This window comes from Leptospira adleri, assembly GCF_002811985.1.
Classification (GTDB): Bacteria; Spirochaetota; Leptospiria; order Leptospirales; family Leptospiraceae; genus Leptospira; species Leptospira adleri.
The window spans coordinates 1-22521 of sequence record NZ_NPDU01000015.1; the positions used below are offsets into that span (position 1 = coordinate 1).

General features: G+C 45.0%; 22 protein-coding genes and 3 pseudogenes. 4 read left to right on the forward strand and 21 right to left on the reverse strand.

The window, feature by feature from the left end:
* Positions 1–278 (reverse strand): annotated as a pseudogene (locus tag CH376_RS07515) (hypothetical protein); the annotation flags it as partial.
* Between CH376_RS07515 and CH376_RS07520 the strand changes: the two are divergent.
* Positions 279–476, forward strand: a pseudogene (locus CH376_RS07520) (hypothetical protein); the annotation flags it as partial.
* On the opposite strand, the gene CH376_RS07525 reads toward CH376_RS07520, so the two are convergent.
* The 15 genes and pseudogenes from CH376_RS07525 to CH376_RS07600 all read right to left on the reverse strand — a co-directional run bounded on the left by CH376_RS07525 (position 457) and on the right by CH376_RS07600 (position 15474).
* On the reverse strand, positions 457–1032 hold the full coding sequence (locus CH376_RS07525) for a hypothetical protein (RefSeq protein ID WP_100786056.1): 576 nt from the start codon (positions 1030–1032) through the stop codon (positions 457–459). The pseudogene CH376_RS07520 and the gene CH376_RS07525 sit on opposite strands and share 20 nt — an antisense overlap.
* Before the next feature lie 17 nt (positions 1033–1049).
* On the reverse strand, positions 1050–2879 hold the full coding sequence (gene htpG, locus CH376_RS07530; protein WP_100786057.1) for a molecular chaperone HtpG: 1830 nt from the start codon (positions 2877–2879) through the stop codon (positions 1050–1052).
* Entirely contained in the window at positions 2880–4541 is a 1662-nt protein-coding gene (locus CH376_RS07535) for a BatD family protein (RefSeq protein WP_420843533.1), read from the reverse strand.
* Positions 4538–5230: a TPR repeat-containing protein BatC gene (gene batC / locus CH376_RS07540; RefSeq protein ID WP_100786059.1), complete on the reverse strand. Its 693-nt coding sequence runs from the start codon at positions 5228–5230 to the stop codon at positions 4538–4540. The genes CH376_RS07535 and batC overlap by 4 nt, the downstream gene beginning before the upstream one ends.
* Positions 5227–6270, reverse strand: coding sequence for a VWA domain-containing protein BatB (gene batB / locus CH376_RS07545; RefSeq protein WP_100786060.1), 1044 nt, complete (start codon positions 6268–6270; stop codon positions 5227–5229). The genes batC and batB overlap by 4 nt, the downstream gene beginning before the upstream one ends.
* Positions 6267–7205 carry a VWA domain-containing protein BatA gene (batA, locus tag CH376_RS07550; protein ID WP_100786061.1) on the reverse strand — a complete coding sequence of 313 codons (939 nt, stop codon included), beginning with the start codon at positions 7203–7205 and terminating at the stop codon, positions 6267–6269. Before batA ends, batB begins: the two co-directional genes overlap by 4 nt.
* Positions 7202–8071, reverse strand: a complete 870-nt coding sequence (locus CH376_RS07555; RefSeq protein WP_100786062.1) for an LB_053 family protein — start codon at positions 8069–8071, stop codon at positions 7202–7204. The genes batA and CH376_RS07555 overlap by 4 nt, the downstream gene beginning before the upstream one ends.
* Positions 8068–8898 carry a DUF58 domain-containing protein gene (locus CH376_RS07560; protein ID WP_100786063.1) on the reverse strand — a complete coding sequence of 277 codons (831 nt, stop codon included), beginning with the start codon at positions 8896–8898 and terminating at the stop codon, positions 8068–8070. The genes CH376_RS07555 and CH376_RS07560 overlap by 4 nt, the downstream gene beginning before the upstream one ends.
* 6 nt (positions 8899–8904) lie before the next feature.
* Positions 8905–9894 carry an AAA family ATPase gene (locus tag CH376_RS07565; RefSeq protein ID WP_100786064.1) on the reverse strand — a complete coding sequence of 330 codons (990 nt, stop codon included), beginning with the start codon at positions 9892–9894 and terminating at the stop codon, positions 8905–8907.
* Positions 9895–10288: 394 nt separating this feature from the next.
* The gene (locus CH376_RS07575; protein ID WP_100786066.1) at positions 10289–10903 is read right to left on the reverse strand and encodes an LIC20036 family protein; all 615 of its coding nucleotides are present in this window, start codon (positions 10901–10903) and stop codon (positions 10289–10291) included.
* A gap of 286 nt (positions 10904–11189) precedes the next feature.
* A complete protein-coding gene (locus CH376_RS07580; protein ID WP_100786184.1) occupies positions 11190–12509 on the reverse strand; it encodes an LIC20035 family adhesin in 1320 nt (439 codons plus the stop codon).
* A gap of 75 nt (positions 12510–12584) precedes the next feature.
* Complete coding sequence (locus CH376_RS07585; protein ID WP_100786068.1) at positions 12585–13652, reverse strand: DUF1574 domain-containing protein; 1068 nt, start codon at positions 13650–13652, stop codon at positions 12585–12587.
* Positions 13653–13743: 91 nt separating this feature from the next.
* Entirely contained in the window at positions 13744–14115 is a 372-nt protein-coding gene (locus CH376_RS07590; protein ID WP_100786069.1) for a hypothetical protein, read from the reverse strand.
* 59 nt (positions 14116–14174) lie between these two features.
* Complete coding sequence (locus tag CH376_RS07595) at positions 14175–14597, reverse strand: SRPBCC family protein (protein WP_100786070.1); 423 nt, start codon at positions 14595–14597, stop codon at positions 14175–14177.
* A gap of 9 nt (positions 14598–14606) precedes the next feature.
* Positions 14607–15474: pseudogene (locus CH376_RS07600) on the reverse strand (SDR family NAD(P)-dependent oxidoreductase).
* Positions 15475–15637: 163 nt separating this feature from the next.
* Here CH376_RS07600 and CH376_RS07605 point away from each other — a divergent pair.
* The gene (locus tag CH376_RS07605; RefSeq protein ID WP_100786072.1) at positions 15638–16267 is read left to right on the forward strand and encodes a hypothetical protein; all 630 of its coding nucleotides are present in this window, start codon (positions 15638–15640) and stop codon (positions 16265–16267) included.
* 208 nt (positions 16268–16475) lie between these two features.
* Here CH376_RS07605 and CH376_RS07610 read toward each other — a convergent pair whose 3' ends face one another.
* From CH376_RS07610 to CH376_RS07625, 4 genes are all read right to left on the reverse strand, one after another.
* Positions 16476–16928 (reverse strand): sugar:proton symporter, encoded by a 453-nt coding sequence (locus tag CH376_RS07610; protein WP_100786073.1) that lies wholly within the window; start codon positions 16926–16928, stop codon positions 16476–16478.
* Positions 16929–17104: 176 nt separating this feature from the next.
* Complete coding sequence (locus CH376_RS07615) at positions 17105–18373, reverse strand: NAD(P)/FAD-dependent oxidoreductase (protein WP_100786074.1); 1269 nt, start codon at positions 18371–18373, stop codon at positions 17105–17107.
* 24 nt (positions 18374–18397) lie between these two features.
* A complete protein-coding gene (locus CH376_RS07620) occupies positions 18398–18949 on the reverse strand; it encodes a low molecular weight protein-tyrosine-phosphatase (protein ID WP_100786075.1) in 552 nt (183 codons plus the stop codon).
* Positions 18925–19671, reverse strand: coding sequence for an SDR family oxidoreductase (locus CH376_RS07625; protein ID WP_100786076.1), 747 nt, complete (start codon positions 19669–19671; stop codon positions 18925–18927). The genes CH376_RS07620 and CH376_RS07625 overlap by 25 nt, the downstream gene beginning before the upstream one ends.
* Positions 19672–19823: 152 nt before the next feature.
* Between CH376_RS07625 and CH376_RS07630 the strand changes: the two genes are divergently transcribed.
* Positions 19824–20840, forward strand: a complete 1017-nt coding sequence (locus tag CH376_RS07630; RefSeq protein WP_207767181.1) for a GGDEF domain-containing protein — start codon at positions 19824–19826, stop codon at positions 20838–20840.
* A gap of 1 nt (position 20841) precedes the next feature.
* Here CH376_RS07630 and CH376_RS07635 read toward each other — a convergent pair whose 3' ends face one another.
* A complete protein-coding gene (locus CH376_RS07635) occupies positions 20842–21240 on the reverse strand; it encodes a Crp/Fnr family transcriptional regulator (RefSeq protein WP_100786077.1) in 399 nt (132 codons plus the stop codon).
* A gap of 93 nt (positions 21241–21333) precedes the next feature.
* Between CH376_RS07635 and CH376_RS07640 the strand changes: the two genes are divergently transcribed.
* Positions 21334–22512: an acyltransferase gene (locus CH376_RS07640; RefSeq protein ID WP_100786078.1), complete on the forward strand. Its 1179-nt coding sequence runs from the start codon at positions 21334–21336 to the stop codon at positions 22510–22512.
* The last annotated feature ends 9 nt before the right edge of the window (positions 22513–22521 follow it).

The window sequence follows — 22521 nt, forward strand, 5'->3', positions numbered from 1 at the left end:
TTTTTGATTCTCGCCAAAACCCGGACTTTACCGAAGGTCTCGAATGTTTTTCTCCGAATCTCGATGCTGTCTCCGACTCGAAGTCTTTGATAAAGATTTTCGTCGACCTGTTCCGTGATCTCGTGAAGTTTCCCGGATTCGTCCGGAACCCGATACGAAACGAGATAGGCCCGTTTGCCGGACTTTTCCACCCGAACCGATTCCGTTAACGTTCCGAAAACGGTCGAGCCGGGTTCTCTTAGGCTTTGATAGACTTGATCGAGGTGTTTGTTCTCGCCGGAGACAGCATCGAGATTCGGAGAAAAACATTCGAGACCTTCGGTAAAGTCCGGGTTTTGGCGAGAATCAAAAAGAATTCCCTCTTTATCAACGACTTCGACTTTTTGGAGATTTTCGCCCTGATCGGGCTCGGCTTTTCCGGAATTCTGATCTTAACGGCGATCTATTACTGGATTTTTAAGGGTCGGGCAGCTTGATAAAGAACGGATTCTCTTTTTTAAAGATCAACTGTACCTGATACGGCTCCATCACGTAACGCGCGGGATTCATCTCGTAGGAAATATAGCAAAAATATTTATCGTATATTACGATATACATATATTCTTGAAATCTAATGTGTTGCATTTGATTTTTGATGCCGCGCATCCAAATCGAATCCGGCTGAACGCGTTCGTAACGGACTCCGGCGGCCTTGATTTGTTTTAAATATTCGGGCGGGGTCGCCGGCTCTCTTCTTCTGAGCTCCAGCTTAAAGGAACGGATGAGGTTGTATTCCAACTTCGCCTTTTCCAAAGAATCTACGTCCGGAATCGTGCGGAAATAGTATTCGTAGTATTCCTTATCGAGCGACGCGGCGTTTTTATGGGCGTCCCCGTTTTCTTCCGGAGCTCTGGAAATCGGCTGCGAGGTTGGAGCTACAGGTTCTTCGGCGGAGAGGATTCCCGAAAGAATCAGCAGGAAGAGGAGAATTTGTTTCCGAAATCGGTCCATAAAACGCACATTATATGTATCGGACCGACTTCGGAATTCCAAGCTTTTTTTCCGGGTTTTTAAGAGGCGCTCAAATCCTCCAAAGTCTCCGTGGTACGTTTGAGATACTCCGCAAACTCGGCTTCTCCGAAAATTTTGGAAGAAAGAAGAGCCATATCGTATACGGTACGAATCAGCTTCGCCGCCTTTTCGGGGTTAGGTCCTTTCGAAAGCGCAAGGATGTTTTTGACCAAACCGGAACGAGTGTTTAGAACAAGCGTATGGTTTTTCAGAAGATCCGTCGGCTTCTGACCGCCCATAAGATTCATTTCACTCAAACGGCGCAGGTGTTCCGGAAGAAGGACGACCGCGGGAACTCCTTCTGCTTTGAGAGGTTCGGCCTTGATTTCAAGTCCGTCTCGTTTGAGAGTCTGCTCAAAACATTCCTTCACGCGATCGGCTTCGGTTTTATTTTCGGAGTCGACCAAGGCGGAAGCGTTTTCCTGATCCACGACTCCGTCCGCGAGCTCGGAGTCGACCCTCTGAAACTTCATTTCGGAATTCTTAGATTCGATAAACTGAACAAAGTGAGAATCGATTCTGGAATCCACAAGAATCGCTTCGAGTCCCTGAGACTTGAGAAGATCCATATAAACGGAAGAAGTTTCGGCTTCGTTCGCGTAAAATACCTTCCCTCCGTTCTTCTCCTTATTTTTGGCCCAGTATTCGTCGAGGCGAACGACGTCCCCGTTCGAGGTTTTGAAGAACACAAGATCCTTTGCGGCTTCGTAGAACTTATCGTCGGTGAGCATTCCGTATTTTACGAAAATGGAAATCTCTTCCCAATTCTTCTTAAATTCTTCCTCGTTCTTTTTGAATTCCTCGTGAAGCCGATCCGCGATTTTTTTTACGATATGCGCGGAAATCTTTTTCACGAGCGGATCGCTCTGAAGATAGGATCTCGAAACGTTAAGCGGAAGATCGGGAATGTCGATCGTTCCCTTGAGAACGGTCAAGAACTTCGGGACCAATTCGTTCGCATCGTCGCTCACGAAAACGTGGTTGCAGTAGAGTTTGATTCCGGATTGGTTTACGTCGAGTTCGTGTTTTAATTTAGGAAAGTATAATATTCCCTGCAATCGGAAAGGATAGTCTACGTTGAGATGTACGTGAAAGAGAGGTTCCCCCGAAAAAGGAAAAAGATAGTTGTAAAATTCGTCGTATTTTTCCTTTGTCACGGACGCGGGAGTTTCGGACCAAAGAGGAGTTTGTTTGTTTGCTTGTTCGGTCTTTACATAGATGGAAACGGGAAGAAAATCGCAGTATTTACGGATGAGTTCCTTCAACTTCCACTGATCCAGATATTCTCCCGAATCTCCGTCGAGATGAAGAGTGATTTTGGTTCCGCGTGTCGTCTTATCGGACGAGCGCAGAGAAAACTCCGTTCCGGATTCGCTTTCCCAGAGAACCCCCGCGGATCCTTTTTTGTAGGACTTGGTTTCTATCACAACCTTGGTCGAAACCATAAAGCAGGAATAAAATCCCAAACCGAAATGACCTATGATTTCGGGTTTGCCCCCTTCTCCTTGAAATTTTTTGACAAATTCTTCGGCGCTGGAGAATGCGATTTGATTGATGTATTTCTGAACCTCGTCGGAACTCATTCCGATTCCGTTGTCTTCGATCGTAAGAATTCTTTTCTCCTGATCGAAGTCGAGGTCGATTCTGTAATCGGTGCCGCCTTCGAATTCTTCGGAAAGGGAAATTTTTCTTAACTTAGTGATCGCGTCGCTTGCGTTGGACACGAGTTCTCGAATGAATATGTCCTTTTCCGAATACAACCATTTCTTAATGATCGGAAATATGTTCTCCGTTTCTACGGAAATTCTTCCTTTGATTTCTTCGCTCACTTAAGTTTCCTCCTTTAATTTTTTAACGATCGTTTGTGCGATTCGAAGCAAATCTTTTTTTCCACCCGAGTTCAATCGATGGAAGATTTCGACAAAGTTGGATTCCGTCCGGGAAATGTTTGCCAGAAAGGAAGCGTCCGGTTCAGAGATCCCCTTTGACAGCAGAGATTGCTTTAATACCAAGCCTCTTTTACTCCCTACCAGCAAGTCAAGTTCTTTTAATATTGGTCCGCCGGCGATTCTGATCGCACCGGGAATCCAATCAAAGAATCGAAACGTGTTCTCCGTTTTTTTCGATCGAATCCAAACGGAAAAGAAAACCGAAAACAAAATTAAAAAACCTATGGATAAGAATAGAATATGATTTAAGGAAACGAAAGAAGCCCGTTCGACCGACTTCTCATCGATCTGATTTTTTTTTCTCTCGGACTCCGCGCGGACTTCAACGGATGGAAATTCTAAAATCGCGTTTTTATAAGATCCGGAATCCGGATCGAAGTAGATAAAAACTTTGGATTCTTCCTTCCAAATTCCTTTTTTTGTCATCGGAATTCCGTATTCGAATCTCGCTATGGAATAAAATCCGTAACCCGAGTTTTCCAACTCCGTGAATTTCCAAGATCGATGTGTGTCATACAACGTGGCCTGGGGAAAACAATTTTTCCCTCCGCGGCAAGCGGAGGAGAACGGATCCGAAACCGAAGAAAGATTTCCTTCCCCTTCTACGATCACAGTCAAATAAAGGGTATCGCCCACGGCTATTTCGGAGGAATCGTTTTTGATTCTTATCTGAGTCTTAAACTTGCCCACTCCTCCGCTGAAATTTCCTTCGTATTTGGGAAGAGGGCGAACCGTGATCTGATTCGGAATCGTGGAAACAGTCTTTACGTTAAAGTAGGATTGCAGTTGTCCTTCCAGAGAGAACGTGGTTTTGCCGAGATAAAAATCGCCGGGACGAAGAGGAATGAGAGAATAGATTTCCTTGTTATAAACCGCGACGTCGTAGACGTTTCCCTCGTATAAAATCTGTTCCGGAATTTTTACGGCGACGCCCGACAAAACCTCGCTTCTAAAATAAGGAAACTGAATCGAGTCCGCGGGGTTGCGGTCGAAGTAAGGCTTTCGTACGTCTCGATAATAGAGCGTGAAATATCCGATGATCGGTTCTCCGATCCAGGCTTGTTTTTTACTCGTCTGAAATAATACGCGAAGATCAGCGTTCTCGGGAAGATCTTCTCCTTCGAACTGAAAGAAGCGATCGAAGAAAGTTCCCCCGCGACTTCTCGCGGTTTGTGTTCTCGCAAGAACCTGGACCTGAACCGCGCCGGGCGTAAACGTCTTACCGTTGACTTCGATGCTCAGATTAGGAAGGGGAAAAACTCCTTGTTTGGCGGCCTTGATTCTAAACTTCAAAAGTCTTTTGCGAAAAACCTGGAAGTTGATGATCGTAGTATTCTCTTCAACGCCCGAGTAAAAGACGGTGATATCTCCGTTTGAAAACGAATTCTGAGGAATCGTATATTTGGAATTGAGATCCATTTCGAAAACCGCGTACGACTCCTCGCCCAGATGAAACATGTTTCGCGTAACGTAGAATTTGGTTTCTTCCGCACCGAGCGCGAACGTTCCTAAAAAAAGTAAAACCGATAGGATTCTTTTCACCAAAAAACCTCTCTGTCGCGGCTCTTACGGCTCTTTCTTCGGATCTGATTGAGATCCAAGGAATCCAGAATCCGTTTCGCTTCCTCTTCGGTTAACTTTCCTTTTTTATCCCGAGGAGATTCTCCGACGACGTCTCCGTTTGAGGAAGAATCGTTTCTATTCTGAGGTTGATTTCCTTTTTGCGAAGGAGAATTCTTTTGATTGGGATTGGAGGAATTGGGAGCCGGATTCTGAGAATTTTGAGGAGGAGGATTTTGTCTCAGATATTCGAGATTTTTTCTCGCCTCCTTGAGCTCCGGATTGAGTTTGAGAGCCTTGATGTATTCTTCCGCGGCCTTCTTTCGATCGCCGGCGCGCATATAACTGTTTCCTAAATTAAAACGGGATCTCCATTGTACTTCCGGCGAGGACGAAGCCGCCGACTTTTCGAAATGACGGATGGCCTTGTCCAAGTTTCCGGCTTTGAACTCAACGGCCCCGCGATTGAACTCCAAACGCGGATCTTCCGGAAAATAGGATTCAGCTTCCTGATATTTACGCAAAGAATCCGGGTATTCTCCCTGATTGTAGTGCTCCAGAGCTTCGCCGATCCGATTGCCGCCCGGATCCAATTCCACCGCGCCCGCGGGGACGGAAAACAAAAGAAGAATCAAAAATATAGAATATTCTAATATACTAAACTGTTTCACGCCGCCACCGCCCCTTTTTTTCGGGAGAATAAAAACGTTTCCACAAAGATCCAGTCCAAAAGCATACAAAGAATCGCGACAAGGAGATATTTCGCGGAACCTTCCGCGCGTTTCAGATCCTTTCTACGCGAATAAAGATTTTCCTCTAAAGAACGGATCTCCTTCTGAAAAGACTCCGCGTCGGGCGGATTTGTTTCCAAAGAATACAAGGCTCCGTTATTTTTACCGGCAAGTTCCCTCAAAAAAGCGGGGTTCATCTTCGACCGGATTACTCCGGGAATATTCGCGTTCGGGCTCAAGGTCCCGTCCCTCAAAAGATATCCGCTCAGTCCCGACTCTTCGTCGTTGTATGCGATCGGACCTCCGGTTTCGGTTCCGGCCGCCCAGATCTGAAAATTCGCGGGGAAGGAAACGAGCTCCGGATCGTTCTGATCTTCCCCGTCCGTTACCAAAATAAGAATTCGATTGCGAAACACTTTTTCAGAGTTTAACAGATCTTCCGCTTTTTGAAAGGCCTTCTTTAGATCCGTCCCCCGATCTCCGACCATATCCACGTCCAATCCTCTGACATAATCTGAAAACGCGGCTATGTCCGAAGTCATGGGGCAGTATAAAAACGGACTCGCAGCAAAGACGATCATTCCGAAACGATTTCCGTTTAATGAAGGCAACATTCTCAAAAGGATTTCCTTGAACTTTGCGAGCCGGGTCGGGACGTTGTCGATCGCCTGCATCGAAAGGCTGACGTCCACGAGAAAGAGTATGTCCACTCCTCGAAACGATTCCTCCTTTTTTTCGTCCTTATAATCCGTTTTCCATCCCGAGAAGAAGATGCAGATCAAAGTCACAAATAAAAGCAGAATTCTTCCCGCAACGATTCCTGCCTTCGGAAACGAGGAAGTCCGCTCCAGACCGGGATACCGGATTTTCCAATCGGATATTTTATAAATTAAATATATTCTAATACTCGAATATATAGACCAAAGAGCGAGGACCGCATAGAAGATGCTTTTGAGATAAGCGGAGAACTCGTAGCTCATACGTAATACCGGAACACGAAAGATCGTAAAATCAAGTCTAAGAGTAAAACCGCGAGCGCGCGATAGAGCCAGAGTTCGTATTCTGTTTCCCGAACTTCTTTCGGAGGAGCCGCGAGCGGATCTTTTTCCAATGAATCGATCGAAGCGAGCACTTCTTTCATTTCTTCGGGATCTTCGGCGCGAAAGAACTGGCCTCCGGTGTTCGCCGAAAGCTCCTGTAAGATTTCGAAATTGATCTCGTAAGAACTGTCCTCCTTTCCGATTCCTATCGAATAAATTTTGGCTCCGATATGTTCGGCGAGATCGGTCGCCGTCACAGGATCGATCTTACCGGTATTGGAAACTCCGTCGGTTATCAAAACGATGACTTTCGAGCGAGCGCGGGAAGCTCGAAGACGATACGTGGAGAGAATGATTGCGTCTCCGATCGCAGTGCCTTGCTCCGCCACGGTTTCTTCCTCGATCGTTCCCAAAATTTCGTTTAAAGATTCCCGATCACCGGTGAGAGGCGCTTGTAGATAAGCGGCTCCCGCAAAGACCACAAGCCCGAGCCGATCATTCCGCCGTTTTTCGATAAAGCGGCGAAGCAGTTTTTTAGAAACTCCCAGTCTCGTTTCCGGAAGAAAATCGCGGCTTCTCGACATCGATCCCGAAACGTCGAGAGCGATCATGATATCCACTCCTTCTTTTTCATCCGGAAGAAAGGTGACTTTCTTTCCAGGCCCGGCGAGGGCGACCACGAGAAAGCTGATTGCGATCGGGCGGAGGACCGGAAGAAGAATTCCGAACGTCTCCAATTTCGAAAAAGAACCCAGTCTCCTTCCCGGAAGTCGGATCTCCATTCTCTGAAGATACATTCCTCTTTTATAATATATTAAAGTCCAGATCCAGATCGGAGCGAGGAATAGAAGCGCGTAAGGATATTCAAAATTCATGATTTATCCCAAGCCTCTTTCCAGTGCGAAAACTTGTCGTCAGCGTCCTCTTTTGTGAGAAAGATTTCTCCCGGTCTGAATTTTTTTTCGGTCAAAAATTTTCTCCAAGACTGAAGCTCTTTCTCTTCAAAGGGAAACTGATCGTATAAGAATCGGAAGAGTTGCGCTTCGGTAAACGCGGAGGTTTTTTTGCCGGAAAGACTGGCCGCCTTTTCCCGGATATAACCGGATAAAAGTCTCGCGAACTCGCGGGCAGAAATCGGATCTTTTTTTAAAAGTTCTCTCAGACGGATTTCATAAACCTCCATTCTTTCCAGTCGGGGGGTCGCTTGTATGATCGCGTCCAACGGAGAGGATTGCCTCGCATACAATCGATAAGCATAGATTCCAAACGCGAGAAGAATTCCGAAAAGCGCCAGGAAAACGAGAAGTCTTCCCAGATAAGATCCTGAAAAAGTCAAAGGGGGAATGATGTCCGAAGGTCCCGTATCCGAATCGGCGAGGACGGATTCTACTATAACTTTTTTTTGAGAAGACTCCCGTTCTCCGTTCGAGAGAGTCCAGGAAACCGGGATCGGAAATTCGCCCGTCGCGTAAAAGGAAATCTCGAGCGCGATCCTTGTGTCCTTTTTTTCGGAAAGAAGAACTTCGAACCAGGGAAGATCGGGAACTCCTTCCGCAAAATGGATTCCCACTTGCGGGGCTATGATTTCTTTGATTTCTCCGGGAGTCCACTTGAGTTCATAACGAACCTTTTGCGCGATCACAACCTTTTCCGGAGAGAGGGTTTCAACCGTTTCCCCCAACAGTGAAGAACCAAATATTATAATCCAAGAATATACGAATATTTGAATCCTTTTTTTCATTTTGAAAAATACCGGATTATATTCTTAAAGTCCGGCCCCAAGCCGGTCAGATCCAATAAGGAGCCCTGGAAAAAAGAACGTAACGCTTTTGTCTCGTATTCCGGCGCGAGAGTCCTCGCAAAAAGCCCCCCATTTTTTTCCTCGGGATCTCTCGTGTAAAAAAAGGAAAGCATGGATTTCGGAGGTTCCATTTCTATGGGATCCCGAAATCGAACTGCGTGGAGAGAGTAGAGTTTTTTCAGACTCGAATATTTTTTGAGAGTTCCGATTCCGATGAAGTCGCTTAACAAATATACTTCCGCGTGTCTATGGATCCGATTTTTCAGATATCGAAACGGAAGAAGGGGATCGGAGATTCTTTCGACCAAATCCTTGTTGGATATTTTTTGGAGTGTCGGAAGGAGTTCGTCTCGGGATCGGAGAAAGTCTGTTTCCCATTCTACCCGGTCGCTAAAAAGAACGATTTTCACACGATTCCCTTTTTGAACATAGAGAAGGGAAAGAAGCGCTAAAACTTGAAACGCGTTTTCGGAACGTGAAAATTCTCCCGAACCGAATTCCATGGAACTCGAGACGTCGTAAAAAAGAATCGCCTGCCTTTCTTTTTCTTCGTAGAATTCCCGAACATAAAGTTCTCCGAAACGGGAAGTGACGTTCCAGTCGATAAGACGAGTGTCGTCTCCGAAACTATAAAGACGAACGTCCTTAAAATCGAGTCCCCTGCCGCGTTTCGAACTTTCCGCATTTCCGGCTTTCTCGCGAAAGGAACGGGTTCTGCGGCCCAATTCGAGGCTCGAAAGAATGGATAAAAATTCCTTACGAATCATAAAGATTTATGGAACCGGAGTCGCCTCGACAACGGTGTTGATCAGGGATTCTACGTTCAATTCTTCCGAAATTGCTTCGAAGGTGAGAAGAATTCTATGTCTTAGTATTTCCACGAGCGATACTCTGACGTCCTCGGGGATCACATACGTTCTTCCGTTGAGCAGAGCGTTTGCTTTAGAACTTTTTAATATACTCAAAGACGCTCTCGGAGACGCGCCGTGACGGACATAAGGGATCAGCTCCGGGATCGTTCTTTCTTCCGGTCTTGTGTTTCGCACGAGACGAACGATATAAGACTTGATTTTCTCCTCGATAAAAACGTTGTCCAGAAGAGAGGAAAGTCTCAGAATTTCCTTCGAAGAAACCACTTTTTTGATCTTTCCGTTCTCCGTATTCAAACGTCCGTGCTGATCTAGGATGGCGATTTCTTCGTCTAACGCCGGATAGCCGACGTTGACCTTCATAAAAAATCGGTCCATCTGCGCTTCCGGGAGAGGATAGGTTCCGTCCTGATCGATCGGGTTTTGAGTCGCGATTACCAGAAAAGGTCGATCGAGTTTATAGGTTTTATCTCCGATGGTGATGGTCTTCTCTTCCATACTTTCCAGAAGAGCAGATTGCACTTTAGCGGGAGCGCGATTGATCTCGTCTGCGAGTAAAACTCCCGTGAAGACCGGACCTTTTCTCGTTTCAAACTCGGTCGTCTTAGGATTAAAGACAACGGTTCCCACAAGGTCCGCCGGCAAAAGATCGGGAGTAAATTGAATTCTTTTAAAATCCAAATCCAAAGCGGAAGCGAGAGATCTCGCGAGCAGAGTTTTTGCAAGCCCCGGCATTCCTTCCAAGAGAACGTGCCCTTGGCAAGCGAGACAAACGAGGACGTTGCGGATCACGTCGTCTTGGCCGGTAATTTCTTTACTTAATTCTTTCTTTAGAGTCTCCAGGGTGATCCTGGCAAACTCGACGTCTTCTCCAGATAGAAGATCTTTTTCCATAATGTAAGAATTGGAGAATGTAGGATCTGCTTCAAGCGAATTCCCTTATTACGAGTTCGTGTGACGCAAGACAGATCCCTTGCGGTTTGGATTTGTTTAGAATCCTGCCGGCCTGAAAAAACAACACTCCTATCCGGGAAAGAATGGGAATGGATCGTCCGAGAGATTTCCGAAGAAAGTCGGAACGCGGAAGTCAAGAAAATTCTTAGAGGTTTGTCGGAGTTCCGACAAAGGATTGGTTGAATATCTCTCTTGCGAGAATGGTTTTTCTGTGATAGAGAAAAGTCTCCCTTTTTTTCCCGCGGACCCGCCTCCACCGCCCAAATTCAGGGTGGGGTGCGCGATTGTTTTTCGGCTCAGGTCGGAACTACGACGGCGGAGCCCCTGGAAAATATTATCTCTTCGCGTCCCAGTTTCCGGAGCTGTTGTTCCCCCGGTACGTTCCGGAAATGGAACGACCTTCCAAGACCCCGACGTATTTTTGCGAAAACGGAACGTTACTCCCGATCTCGGAACATCTCACGCCGGAACAAGATCTTACAAATTGAATCTGATTTCCTTTTATAAAAGGGGCTCCGATTGATTCCCACTTGCCCTTTCCCCAATTGGAGAATTTTAGATTCCCGTAAAGACGGCCGTTCTTCCCGCCGAAAAGTTGAAGAAGTCCCTTATGAGGTCCGACGTTGAGTTGATACGTCCCTACAAAAAGTTTATCGTTCGCCGAAAGTTCCGCGGAAGTTGCAGGAGTTTCTTCCGGAAAGAATTCTATTTTTTCGACTGTCTCCATCGAGATCTCTTGATCTGGGTCTTTCAATCTTAGTTTATTCTGATCCAAAAACACCAAGGTCCCTTGCGTAAAAGAACCGTTGTATGTCACCTTTGCCGATCGATGAATTTCTGATCCGCAGCTTCGCAATATAAAACCGAGAATAAAAAATAAAATTGCAGTCGGAATAAAAATCGTAAGGTCGCGTTTCCAAAAGAAACGAGGATTCGTGTCAATGCTCATACGATATTATCGGAGAATTCGAAAAAGCATTCACCCCCGAAAACAAAAAAGCAGAAGGCTCTCCTTCTGCTTTTTTCATTCTTCGTATCGTCTTTCCTGTCCCTGAGTTATTTCCGATGAAAAGAATCCGAACGACTTCTCTCCTCGAAAACGGAACCAAGGCTCCACCAAATCAACTCGAAAGAATCAAAAACGTTTCCAAAGACGGAATTCAAGCGTTCGTCCATCTTTTTTCAGCAGATTCGATTTGTCGGACCAAAGAATTCAGATCAAAAAAGAATTGGACTCATTTACAGCCCTGCATTTCTCCCATTCTTTTGTTTTCGTTTCCGTTGATATAATACGTCTTACCGGAACCTACCGACCAACAACCGTTCTTCTTATTGGTTCCCGGCATGATAGGACCTTCTCCGAGCTTCGCACCGCTTTCGTCGTATTCGATCGCCTTGGACTCGCTCAAAATCTCGAATTGTTTTGCCCCGTTCTTGTAATAGGTGAACGGAATATCGGGTCTATAGCTCGCCTTTAGCTCGTTAGTCGCCTCGTCTATGTTCATGATGGAAAATTGAAGTTTCCCTTTTCCTATCAACTGTCCTTCTTTGTTATAGGCTTCGGCGGAAGACATCATAAATTCGTTCATCATCTCGCCTTTGTAAGCCGGACTTCCGTTGCTCCAGTTGAACTTCCAAACTCCTTTCCGAGTATGTTCTCTCTGACCTTCCGCAAAGATATTTCCATTTTTATAATATTCTTTCCAGTAGCCGGAACGAAGCGCTTTCTTTTCCTTCGGATCTTTTTCCTTTTCATCCGCGGGAGCCGGCTTCGGTTTATAACCTCCTTCCATCTGAATCGAACCGTTATCGTAATAGGTTTTCCAAGTTCCGGTTTTCAGATCGTCTTTATAAGAACCTTCGCTCTGAACCGTATTTCCGTCCTTATGATAAGAAGTTTCCGGGCCTTGTTTTAGGCCGTTGGAATAAGTGGAGACTTTTTTCTTCGCTCCGTTTTGACCGGATTCCGCGTAGTATTCGGTCCAGACCCCGTCTTTCTGATCGTCCTTATAAGCGCCCTCTTCGTCCATCAGGCCTTCGTTATTTTTTTTCCAATAAGGACCGTTCTTCTTATCCGCTTTGTAAAGCGTGCTCTCGGTTTGCACTCCGTCTCTTTTGAATTTTTTTTCTTCGCCTTCTTTCAAACCGGCGACGTAAGGAGTGTCTCTGAGAACTTCTCCGGTTTCATACAAAGTTTTCCAAGAGCCTTCTCTCTTATCGTCTTTGTATTCTCCGGTACGAATCAGAACGCTGATTTTTTTCTTGGTCGCTGAATCTTCCTTCTCTTGGTATTCTTTCCAAGCTCCGTTCTTCTTAAACTTCTTGATCTGATCCGGTTTTAAACCGTCCAGTTGTTCCGGAGTACAAGGTTTGCCGGAACAATCCGTAACGACCGGACCTTCCGCTTTCATATTGAATGTGTCTTTGTATTTTTCCACACGAATGTTAGGCGGAAGAATTTGAATTTCCTGATCCTTTCCTTTATTTTCCACGCCCGGAATCGTAGAACAGGAAACGGCAAGAACCGCAAGCAGAGACAAACAGAATTGTTTCATGATATTCCTTATGAGTTTAAAAACTTTTCCCAAACGTTAAGGAAACGAATTCAAAAGTCAAGAAATTCCGGAAAATTACTTCGGATCCAGGTAGTAGTGAAGAAGAATAAAACGGATGAAGGGACGATAACAATCCAGAGAAATATGACCGCTATCCGCAAAAGTATTACAAGCGTAATAAGAATCCTTACTCATATCGATCAGAGGGATCCCCGCCTTTTCATGCATCGGTCGAACGATCTCGAACCAAGGTTCGGGAATATTCAGTTCGTTTAAAACTTTTTCCATCGGAATCGAAGAACCCGGCTTCACGAACAAGGATCTCCAGCGACGTTCGTTCAATAAGTTAAGAATTTTTTGATAGAACTCGTACTGCATTTCCGAAGGTGCGTAGGAAGGATAAATCCAACCGACGGTTTTCACCGCAGATTCCTGAATTTTGCCGAAGTCTTTTTCGACAAAAGCGCCGGCGGGAGAAATAGAATTCCCTTTGTCGTTTTTGAGAGTGGCGATCGTCATCGACTTGAGCATCTCGCCGATCTCGAAGTTCTCGTTCTTCAAACGTTTAACGACGTTGCCGATATACGGCTTGTTATAGCTTACGCCGAAAAGATAATTCCCGAAGAAATAGTTAACGTTTTCCTTTCCCAACGTCCAAGAGTATTTAAGAATAAAAATCGGATCGAAGCTGTTTGCTAAATTCGACTTTTTGAATGTAGTGCTGTTCTTATTAAATTGAAACGGGTCGGTCTCGATCACAACGAGATCCGGCTTAACTCCTCCCTTTACAAGCCCTTCCAAAAAATAAAGATAATACGCGGGAGTTGTGACCGCGGAGGAAAGGTTGTAGATGTCCCAGTCCGGATAAAAGGCTTCAAGATCCGAATTCTGAAAATAGAGCATCCGGGAAGATCCCATAAGAATCATGAGCTTTTTCTTTTTGGAAGAATTCTTTTCGTATTCCCCGTCGGTTCCGTATTTGGAAACGATCTCTTTTAGAAGTTCTTTTTTAACGTCATAGTAGATGTAAGTGAATTCCTGTTTTACGTAATCTCTTACGGTATCGAGGAAGAAAAGTTTATCGAAGAGAAAGATTGCGAAAAAAAGTAAGACTGGATACCAGAGGAAAGGCTTGGACTTCAAGAGATTCTCCCGGGAGAACGTGTTAATATGAAAAGAGCCGGTGAAGACACCGGCTCAGATTCTTAGAGAAGCGGGTAGCTGTCAAATGAAATCAGGCAGTCACCATATCTTTCTGAGAGAACTGTTTTCGTTTCCTTTGAAGTTCCGAAAACCATTCTTCTGCGTGCTTATGATAAGCGACAAGACGTTTCACAAAGATTCTTCTCTCGGGCATAAGGACTCGTCTGGCTTCATGAATGATTTCTTCCACGATCTTTGCGTGAAACGTAAAGTGACTCGAGAAAAGATTGAAGTAATCCCTTTCCGAAGTTTCCCAGGGTCGAGAAGCAATATCAGAGAAATACTGTTCTAACTGTCCGATATCATGGTCAAAGTCCGATTCGTATGGAGAATTGACGACCGCTATGGTATCAGTGAGATCTGTGAGTGTTTGAAAGTAACTTTCTAAATCGGGTAGTTCCACAGGTAAAATCACCTTTCCTATAGGTTCCTTTTACCATCTTTTTTAGAGGCCTTGTCCGCTCAAGATTTTTTCAAGTATTCTCTCAAATGTTTTCCTTCTTCTTCCCATCCCTCAGAGGCCGCTTCGATCCATACGTCATACTTATCACCCATAGGATAACCCGAATTCGTTACGATGAGTTTCGAAGAATTTTCACTCAAAGATTGGAATTCCAGTTTCAACTCGATGTCTCCCGCAGGATGATCCTGCCAAAGCAATATCAATTCTTTCAAAGGAACTATCTTTTTATAAATCCCATTTGTCGTGAGGTCGCCTTCCATTCCGAGTCTCCAAGTCCAAGCGAAGTTCGCTCCTTCTTTCGGACGTCCCGTCACCTTGTCGGCAAGCCAGTGGATCAATTCTTCGTTGACCGTCACCGCGTTCCACACTCTCATCAGAGGATAGTCGAACTGAAATTCTTTAACAACACTTCTCGTTTCCATGCTTTCCTACTAGTGAAAATCTTTATAAAGTTTTTTGAATAGAGTTCTTTCTAAAAACGCCGGCGCTATGTTTCTAAGCCATTTCAAGAAGAATCCGGAGCTGTCCATGATGACCAGTCTCGATTCGGGATCTTCCACAGCATTTAACATCCGTAAGGCGACTTCTTCCGGCGTTTTGATTTTTTTACTCGGGTAATAACCTTCGCTCAGAGGTTTTCCATCTCCGTCCAAACCCCTCGCTCTCAGTTTTGTTTTTGTATAAGGAGGACAAAAGATGATAAAGGAAAGTCCTTGTTCGGAGAGTTCGATTCTCGCGGCTTCGAGCGCCGCGTGCAAAGCGGACTTAGAGGAGGAATACGCGCTTCTTCCCGGAATTCCGTAAAGGCCGCTCACCGTCGAAGTAGCGATCACTGTTCCCAGATTGAGTTTGATCTGCGGAAGCAATCTTTGAATGAGATAAATAGGTCCGAAAAAATTGATATCGAAGGTTTTGCGAAACGTTTCGATTCTTGTTCCGTCGAAACGCGAATGTGTCGTGACTCCCGCGTTCGCAAAAAGAACGTCGATCCCTCTGTATTCTTTGGAGATTTTTTTAATCGCCTTATCGATATCTTTTTCCGAACTCAAGTCCGTGGGAATGTGAAGCAACTCTGCGGGGAATCCGCCCTTTTGTTTTAGAAGTTCGGGCTGCGTCCTGGAAAGATTGATCAAGGTACAATCGATCTTTGAAAGAATAGATAGAATCGCTTCTCCGATTCCGGATGAACCTCCGGTCACGACGACGGTCTTGCCTTTCCAATAATCCGGATTCATTCCAGAGCATTTTGTCCGCGAGAAGAAAGGGTTCAAGGATTTTTTCAACGAGAAAAGAGAAGATTCCGTTGCGCCTAACCTAAAAAAGGCAAGGTCCGATCGGTTCTTTTTTTAATACGAATTGCAAGAGTTTTTCCCGAAGAATGGCCGCTCTCGAAACCCGAGAAGAATCTCGGCAAATACCTCGCCAATCATTCGTTATAGAGTTATATTTTCGAATGGAACGTATGTATCAAAATAGAACGTTAGTGATCCTTTGTTTGCCCCTATTCTTCCTGTTTCTCGTCTTTACCTTTTGTAAAGAAGATTCCTTCGAAGATAAAAATCAAAAAGAAGCCGCTTCGGATACGATCGGATCGGATTCAGAGATGGAGAAAACTTGGATGGCGTTCGCAAGTTCGGTGGAACGAAACGACCTCGTTGCGTTTAAAAATCTCTCAACAAAACGGATCCACTGTATGGACTGCATTCTCAACGAAAAAGAATCTTCGAGCAAGGATTCCGCCGATTTGAATCCGATCGCCTGGTATAAAAGTTATTATTCCGATCCGGAAGAACTTTCGTATATTCCCATCGATCGATTTCTGCAAAACAATCATTCGAATGTCTTCGATAAAGAAACTAAAAAAGCGCTAAAAGATCCGGATCGATTCAGCATTTCTCCTCGATATAAAAATCAGGAAACCGACGACGGATCTTGCATCTTTTCGGATCGAAAATCGCAAAACCGGGAAGGTTATGAAGTGCTCGTGACCGTTCACAAACCTCTTTTCGGTTCCGAGGTCACTCAAAAGGGTTTTTCTTTTATTCAAACGAAAAACGGTTTAAAATTCTGCGGAACGTATTTCATTCCCTGAATTTTGACTTCTACTGATCCTCGCATTTCTATAACCTCGACCGGAATCGATGTCTTATAGGACGAAAGATAAGAGATCGATTGATACGCGAATCCGCGTTATTCGATGTTGGGTTGTTAGTTGAATCGATCCAAAAATCGAATCGGGTTTTTTAGAAACTAGCTTTCAGTAAACACATTTGGAATATTATATTTTTCTTTCGGATCATTCATTCCGCGTGGGATTGAAAATTTACGACCTTCCATTCTCCGTTTCGGTTGAGACGCAAAGAAATTCGAAACGGAATTCCGCATGGATCGTATTCGATATTGAATTGATCTACCTCGGTGGGACTTCGATTCCAAAGCCTGCGAAGTCGGTTCCCATAGGATTGTTTGGGATAATAATCGGAGATCGAGAGATCGCAGCGACTCAAGTCTCCCTTCCCTATTTCCTTATCCACCTTCTTTTGAAATCCTTCGAAGGAGGTTCCAACGATTGCATTTTCGTTAGTAAAAGAATAAGCCTCTTCGAGGTTCTTTGTGATCAGCAAATTCAAAAAGCGATTTGCAAGCTCCAATGGGTCTTTCGGTTTGTATTCAACGTTCTTTAAAAAATAAAAAGAAACCAAAAGAAAGCAGGCAAACAGGAAAACGATCGAGATCCATTGTCTAATTTTCATCCAGAACCCATCCAAATTCTTCGCACGAACGTTTTACGAGAAGCAGCTTTCCATTTCGAAGTCGTCTTCGTTTTGCCTTCATAAAATCGCAGAATATGAAAATACGATAGACCGCCGTCTTAAAAATGCGCGCTTTCGATCGGCAAACGCGTATTCTATTCCGGAAGGATCCGGTTCTAATCCTTGTCCGCGCTTACTTCGTCTTGGATCACTCTCGCTTCGGCGCTGAAAGCGATGTAAGACCAAACCCAAGTGATCAAAATCGTAATCTTATTCTTAAATCCCACCTGATAAAATAAGTGAACGAACAACCAGGCAAGCCATCCGAAAAAACCTTTCATCTTTAAAAAACCGACTTCGGCGACCGCATCCGTCCTTCCGATCGTTGCCATCGATCCCTTATCGATATAGCGAAAGGACTTTCTCTTTTTATTCTTAAGATCGTTTTTGATCAGAGCCGCCACGTATCTTCCCTGCTGCATCGCGACCGGAGAAACTCCGGGAAGCGGACGCTCCAGTCCCTTCGTATAATTGGCGATATCGCCGATCACAAAAACTTCGGGATGGCCTTCTATGTTGCAGAACTCGTCGACCATGACTCTTCCGGAACGATCCAAAGGAGCGCCTAACGTGGCTGCGATCGAGTTCGCCTGAACTCCGGCCGCCCAGATCACGGTTTCGGAATGAATCGTCTTTCCTTCCAGGTGAACCCCTTTTTGATCGATGTTCTGAACCCTAGTCCCGGTAAGGACTTCGACTCCCCTCTTCTCCAATCTTTTCTTTGCAAATTCTCCGAGAGAAGGAGAGAACGCCATCAGAAGCCTCGGAGCGGCCTCGATGAGAGTGATCTTTGAAAGCGCGGGATCAATGGAATGAAATTCGTCCCGAATGATCTGGTGGGAAAGTTCCGCGATGGAGCCCGCGAGTTCAACGCCGGTCGGGCCTCCTCCGATGATCACGTAGTTCAAAAGCGATTTTGCGATCTCGGGATCCCCCGAAAGTTCGGCCTTTTCAAAGGAGATCAGAAGTTTATGACGGATTTTCAGGGCGTCCTTTAGATTTTTAAGCCCGATCGTATATTGCGCCCATTGATCGTTTCCGAAATAACTGGATTTCGCGCCCGCCGATAATATTAGATAATCATAATTTGTTGAAGTGTTTTGATAGTAGACCGTCTTTTTCTCGACGTCGATTTTGGTCGCTTCCCCCAAAACCACGGTCACATTCTTGCTTTCTCCTACGAGAGAACGAGTCGGAATCGCGATATCCGCCGGACTCAAAACCGCCGTAGCGACCTGATAGAGAAGCGGTTGAAAGAGGTGATGATTTTTTTTATCGATGACCGTGATATCGAGGTCCGAATTTTGAGAGAGTTTTTTGACGGCTTGAAGACCGCCGAACCCCGCGCCGATGATGACTACTTTCTTCTTTCCGGATTTACTCATAGAGAGATTTTTTCCTCCCGGATATTAGGCTTTCAAATCCAGCTTTTTAGAGAGGAGAAATTCCAGAAAGTCTTCTGCGGTTTCCGAGACAATATTTTGCACTTCGTCAAAGTCCTTTAGAGTTCCGTAAAACGGATCGGGAACTTCCGAATCTTTTTTGGAATCCTTTTGGAAGAATCGGAAGAGTTGCACTTTTTTTCTTTCTTCCTCGGTCGAAGCCAAGTAGAGCAGATCTTTCTGGTTCGATTTATCCATCGCAAGAATGTGATCGAATTCTTTGAAGTCTTCCCTTCGAAACTGCCGCGCTCTGTGAGTCAGTTCGATCCCGCGTTTTCGCGCGGCTTGTCTCGTTCTCGGATCCGGAAGTTCTCCGAGATGAAAGCGGGATGTTCCGCAGGAGTCGACGAGGAAAGCGGATTCTAAACTCTTCTTTTGAATCAAATCTAAGAATGCGCCTTCCGCGGCGGGGGAACGGCAGATATTTCCGAGACATACAAACAAAACCCGAATCGGATTTCCGCTTTGTATGACCGGTTTTTCAAAAGGTAAATCTACTTCGGATTGATCTTCGACCATAAAAACTCTGGCAAACTTCTCATTAAAAAACCCAAGAACGCCCAAGGGAACCAAGGAACTGTAGCCGATAAAACTTTGTTTTCAATTCTTTTATAAATTTTTTGCGCGCCCTTCTCGACCGAGACCACAAATGGACGGGACTTCATCTGATTGTTGATCGGAGTATCGATAAAACCGGGATGAATCACTGTGACAAGAATCCCGTAACGTTTGACTTCTCCTCGAAGAGCTTCCATATAAGTCGAAAGCCCAGCCTTCGAAGAGGAATAACTCGCGGAACCGGGAAGACCTCGAAACGAAGCCACGGAGGAGATTCCCACGATTTGTCCCGATTTTTGCTTTTGAAAGATCGGAAGAGCCGCTTCCACGCCGGCCATGGCGCCGATCAGATTGGTTTCTATCACCTTTCGATCCGCTTCAAAACTCCTCCCGCCAAACGAGGAACTGGTGGAGATCCCCGCGTTCAAGACGATCAGATCCAATCCGCCCAATTCTTTCACGAGCTTAGGTATCACCTTGAAGTTTTCTTCGTAATCGGCTACATCCAAAGAAGCGAATACGATCTTACCCTTCGCGCCCTTTGCCTTCAAATCGTCTGCGATCTTTTTGAGAGAATCCTTTCTTCTCGCAGTCAGAGCGACGTTAGCTCCCGCTTCCGCATAGATCCTGGCTAATTCTTTTCCGATTCCGGAACTCGCTCCGGTGATGAGAACATTTTTCATAGGAACAACTTCCTGTTATCTTATAACTCGCTTCAAACATTAATTTTCGAGAATACTCCGTTTATTTAGTTTACCGCCAAAACCTCGAAGCAATAAATTTGTAAAAAGAGCCTCTTCGGGGGCGAATGCGAAAAAAAAAGGCGGTGAGGTGCATGGACCTGAACCAGCAAGAAGAAATCATCCGGCTCAAAGGTTTGGTGGAACTCTACGAAAGAATTTCCAGACTCAGCGAAAGCGAACTTTTAGAAGCGGAAAAAACTCTCCAAGCCCAAGAAAACACCGCGGGGATGGCCAGGCTCGAACTCATCAAGATGAACGAACAACTCAAAGCCATTCGCAATATCGGACCCGATCTCAAAACCAAAGTAATCTCTCTTTTGCACGATCAAGAATCCGGCTTGGCCGAATTCAAAACCAGAATCGCCGAACTCGCATCGAACAACCCTTTCTTCTATTCCGATTTTTTCAGGATCATCTCTCATTTGGAAATCCAAGAACCGGAAGCAAGAGAACTCTGGGAAGAAATCTATAACCACGGCGAAAGCATGAGTTCTTCCTTGGGAAGAAACGTAAACTTCATCGTCTCCATGCTCGATTATATCTTTAGCAAAAATAGAATCATAGAGAATCCCAAAATCGTAGAGTTGTATTCCTTCGAGGAGATCATTTTGAACACGGTCATCGACGAGACGAGCGGGATTTACAATCGAAGATACTTCAATATTATTCTAAACAAAGAGATCAACCGGAGTTCGCGTTATCAAAGGGATTTTTGTCTTCTGATCCTGGACGTGGACAATTTTAAGATCATCAACGATACTTACGGACACGGATTCGGAGACGACATTCTAAGATTGATCGCGGGTACGTTGCTCTTCTCTTTTCGACAAGAGGACATCTGCTGCAGAATCGGCGGAGAAGAATTTGCGGTGATTCTTCCGGAAACTCCGAAAGAAAACGCGCTCGTAGCGGCCAACCGATTTCGAAACTACCTCTTGGAAGCCTCGATGAGTCAGTATGGATTGGCCGTCACCGTCTCCGGAGGAATTTGCAGATTCGGCGAAGACGGAAAAGATACGAACGAACTTTTTAAGAATGCGGACGCCGCTCTCTACAAGGCAAAAAAATCGGGAAAGGATAGAATCTTAATCCATTCCCGGGAAAACTAAATCAGTCCTCGGAATTTCCGAATTCCAATTCTCCGGAAGCATACTCGTCCAATTTCGAAATCAAAATCGAATTGGTATTCGCAAGACGATCCGCGAGGATCCGAACCATCTTCGCCGAAAAGTCCGGATTGTTTAATAAGAATTTTTCGAGTTGCTGTTTGCTTTCGATCACCGCGAGTTCGCTATCCACGATCGCCTTCGCAGTCGCGCTCCTAGGCAAGGATCGAAAGAGAGCCATCTCTCCGAAAAAATCCCCTTTTTTCATGATAGCGAGACGTTGTACTACATTCTTACGCGTAAAAAATATTTCAACCGATCCGTTCAGAATCACATACATCGCGTTATTCAGTTCGCTTTCGCGAAAGATAATTCCGCCGGCGGGGATCTGCACCTTATTCATTTTTTAAACCGACCTAACAAATTAGATTCTTTACCAAAAAATCGCATATTGACAGATGAATATAAATTTCACCCGGGAAATGTACACTCTTTTATGAATTCTCATCTTCAGCTTTTTATGGATCTATTCGGCCTGATTCTTCTGTTCGCATTCTTCTTTTTTTCCGATCGAGCCTCTCGAATTCTATTTTCTTCGCCTCGTAAAGACGAGACCGGAGGAGGAAGAAGCGAATCGATCGATTTTATCCGGGGACTTGCGATCACCGGAATCGTTTTTATCCACGTAAATTCTTACTTTCAATACTTCGGACCGAATGAAAGCGCTTCGATCGCGACTCTCGCTCTTTCCAATCTCGCAAGATTCAGCGTTCCGGCGTTTATACTTTCTTCCGGAATTTTTTTGAAATATACAAACTTTAGAGACTACTGGAAATCGAAGATCCTTTCACTGATCCTTCCATATTTCTTCGTAAGCCTGCTCGCGGCATACGTCAAACTCGGAACATTCCCGGGATTGGAATCCTTTGTTTACGGTCTGTTACTCGGGACGTGGTGTGCGCCCTATTATTTCGTCCCTCTTCTTTTTTCATTCTATCTTATCTTTCCCTTGTTCTCTAAGATCCAAACAAAACTGAACACGAACAAGACGATCCTTTCGGCCTTTCTTTTGGCTCTGCTCGTCAACCTGGTTTCCAATCACGTATTTTTTCTATTTCCGGAAGGAATCATTCGAACGATCGAGCCGATTCTTTTCACCGGATTTGTGTTCTTCTTCACCTTTGGAATGTTAGCCGGAAAGTGGTTTAAACAGCCCGAAAGTTTTTTGAATCTTTCCGGGGAAAAGTCGAGCCCCCTCCCCTATTCCCTGAAAACTATCCTTTGTATCGGAATTTCGATCTATCTAACGGTATTATTGATCGCGGGATTCCTCTGGAAATTCGATTCTTCCAATCATTTGCTTTTCTACCCGCTCGGAATGTTTTTAGTTCTATTTTTCTGGGCGCAAAGAGCGCAGGGAGAGAAGAGACATAAAATCCTGATCCACGGTTTTGCGTTTATCGGAAAGAATAGTATGGGAATTTTTCTATTACATCCGATTCTGATCCATCTTATGCACGCGATAAATCCTTTTCACTGGGGAATCGTTTTTTCCTGGGTTTTGATCCCGGTAACGGCCGCAATCAACGTCCTTCTTCCTCTTTTGTCTTGGCTTACGGTCAACAAAGTTTTGGAACTTACGATAAAGACCTTCTCCAAAAAAGACAAAAGTTAAAGCGACATC

Coding starts and splice junctions, on each gene's coding strand:
- CH376_RS07560 (WP_100786063.1), bottom strand. CDS start 8,898: ATGATTCGTAAGGAATTTTTATCCATTCTTTCGAGCCTCGAATTGGGC.
- batB (WP_100786060.1), bottom strand. CDS start 6,270: ATGAGCTACGAGTTCTCCGCTTATCTCAAAAGCATCTTCTATGCGGTC.
- CH376_RS07555 (WP_100786062.1), bottom strand. CDS start 8,071: ATGAAAAAAAGGATTCAAATATTCGTATATTCTTGGATTATAATATTT.
- CH376_RS07565 (WP_100786064.1), bottom strand. CDS start 9,894: ATGGAAAAAGATCTTCTATCTGGAGAAGACGTCGAGTTTGCCAGGATC.
- CH376_RS07620 (WP_100786075.1), bottom strand. CDS start 18,949: ATGGTCGAAGATCAATCCGAAGTAGATTTACCTTTTGAAAAACCGGTC.
- CH376_RS07575 (WP_100786066.1), bottom strand. CDS start 10,903: ATGAGCATTGACACGAATCCTCGTTTCTTTTGGAAACGCGACCTTACG.
- CH376_RS07610 (WP_100786073.1), bottom strand. CDS start 16,928: ATGAAAATTAGACAATGGATCTCGATCGTTTTCCTGTTTGCCTGCTTT.
- CH376_RS07605 (WP_100786072.1), top strand. CDS start 15,638: ATGTATCAAAATAGAACGTTAGTGATCCTTTGTTTGCCCCTATTCTTC.
- CH376_RS07635 (WP_100786077.1), bottom strand. CDS start 21,240: ATGAATAAGGTGCAGATCCCCGCCGGCGGAATTATCTTTCGCGAAAGC.
- CH376_RS07615 (WP_100786074.1), bottom strand. CDS start 18,373: ATGAGTAAATCCGGAAAGAAGAAAGTAGTCATCATCGGCGCGGGGTTC.
- CH376_RS07630 (WP_207767181.1), top strand. CDS start 19,824: ATGGACCTGAACCAGCAAGAAGAAATCATCCGGCTCAAAGGTTTGGTG.
- CH376_RS07580 (WP_100786184.1), bottom strand. CDS start 12,509: ATGAAACAATTCTGTTTGTCTCTGCTTGCGGTTCTTGCCGTTTCCTGT.
- CH376_RS07595 (WP_100786070.1), bottom strand. CDS start 14,597: ATGGAAACGAGAAGTGTTGTTAAAGAATTTCAGTTCGACTATCCTCTG.
- CH376_RS07640 (WP_100786078.1), top strand. CDS start 21,334: ATGAATTCTCATCTTCAGCTTTTTATGGATCTATTCGGCCTGATTCTT.
- batA (WP_100786061.1), bottom strand. CDS start 7,205: ATGAATTTTGAATATCCTTACGCGCTTCTATTCCTCGCTCCGATCTGG.
- CH376_RS07625 (WP_100786076.1), bottom strand. CDS start 19,671: ATGAAAAATGTTCTCATCACCGGAGCGAGTTCCGGAATCGGAAAAGAA.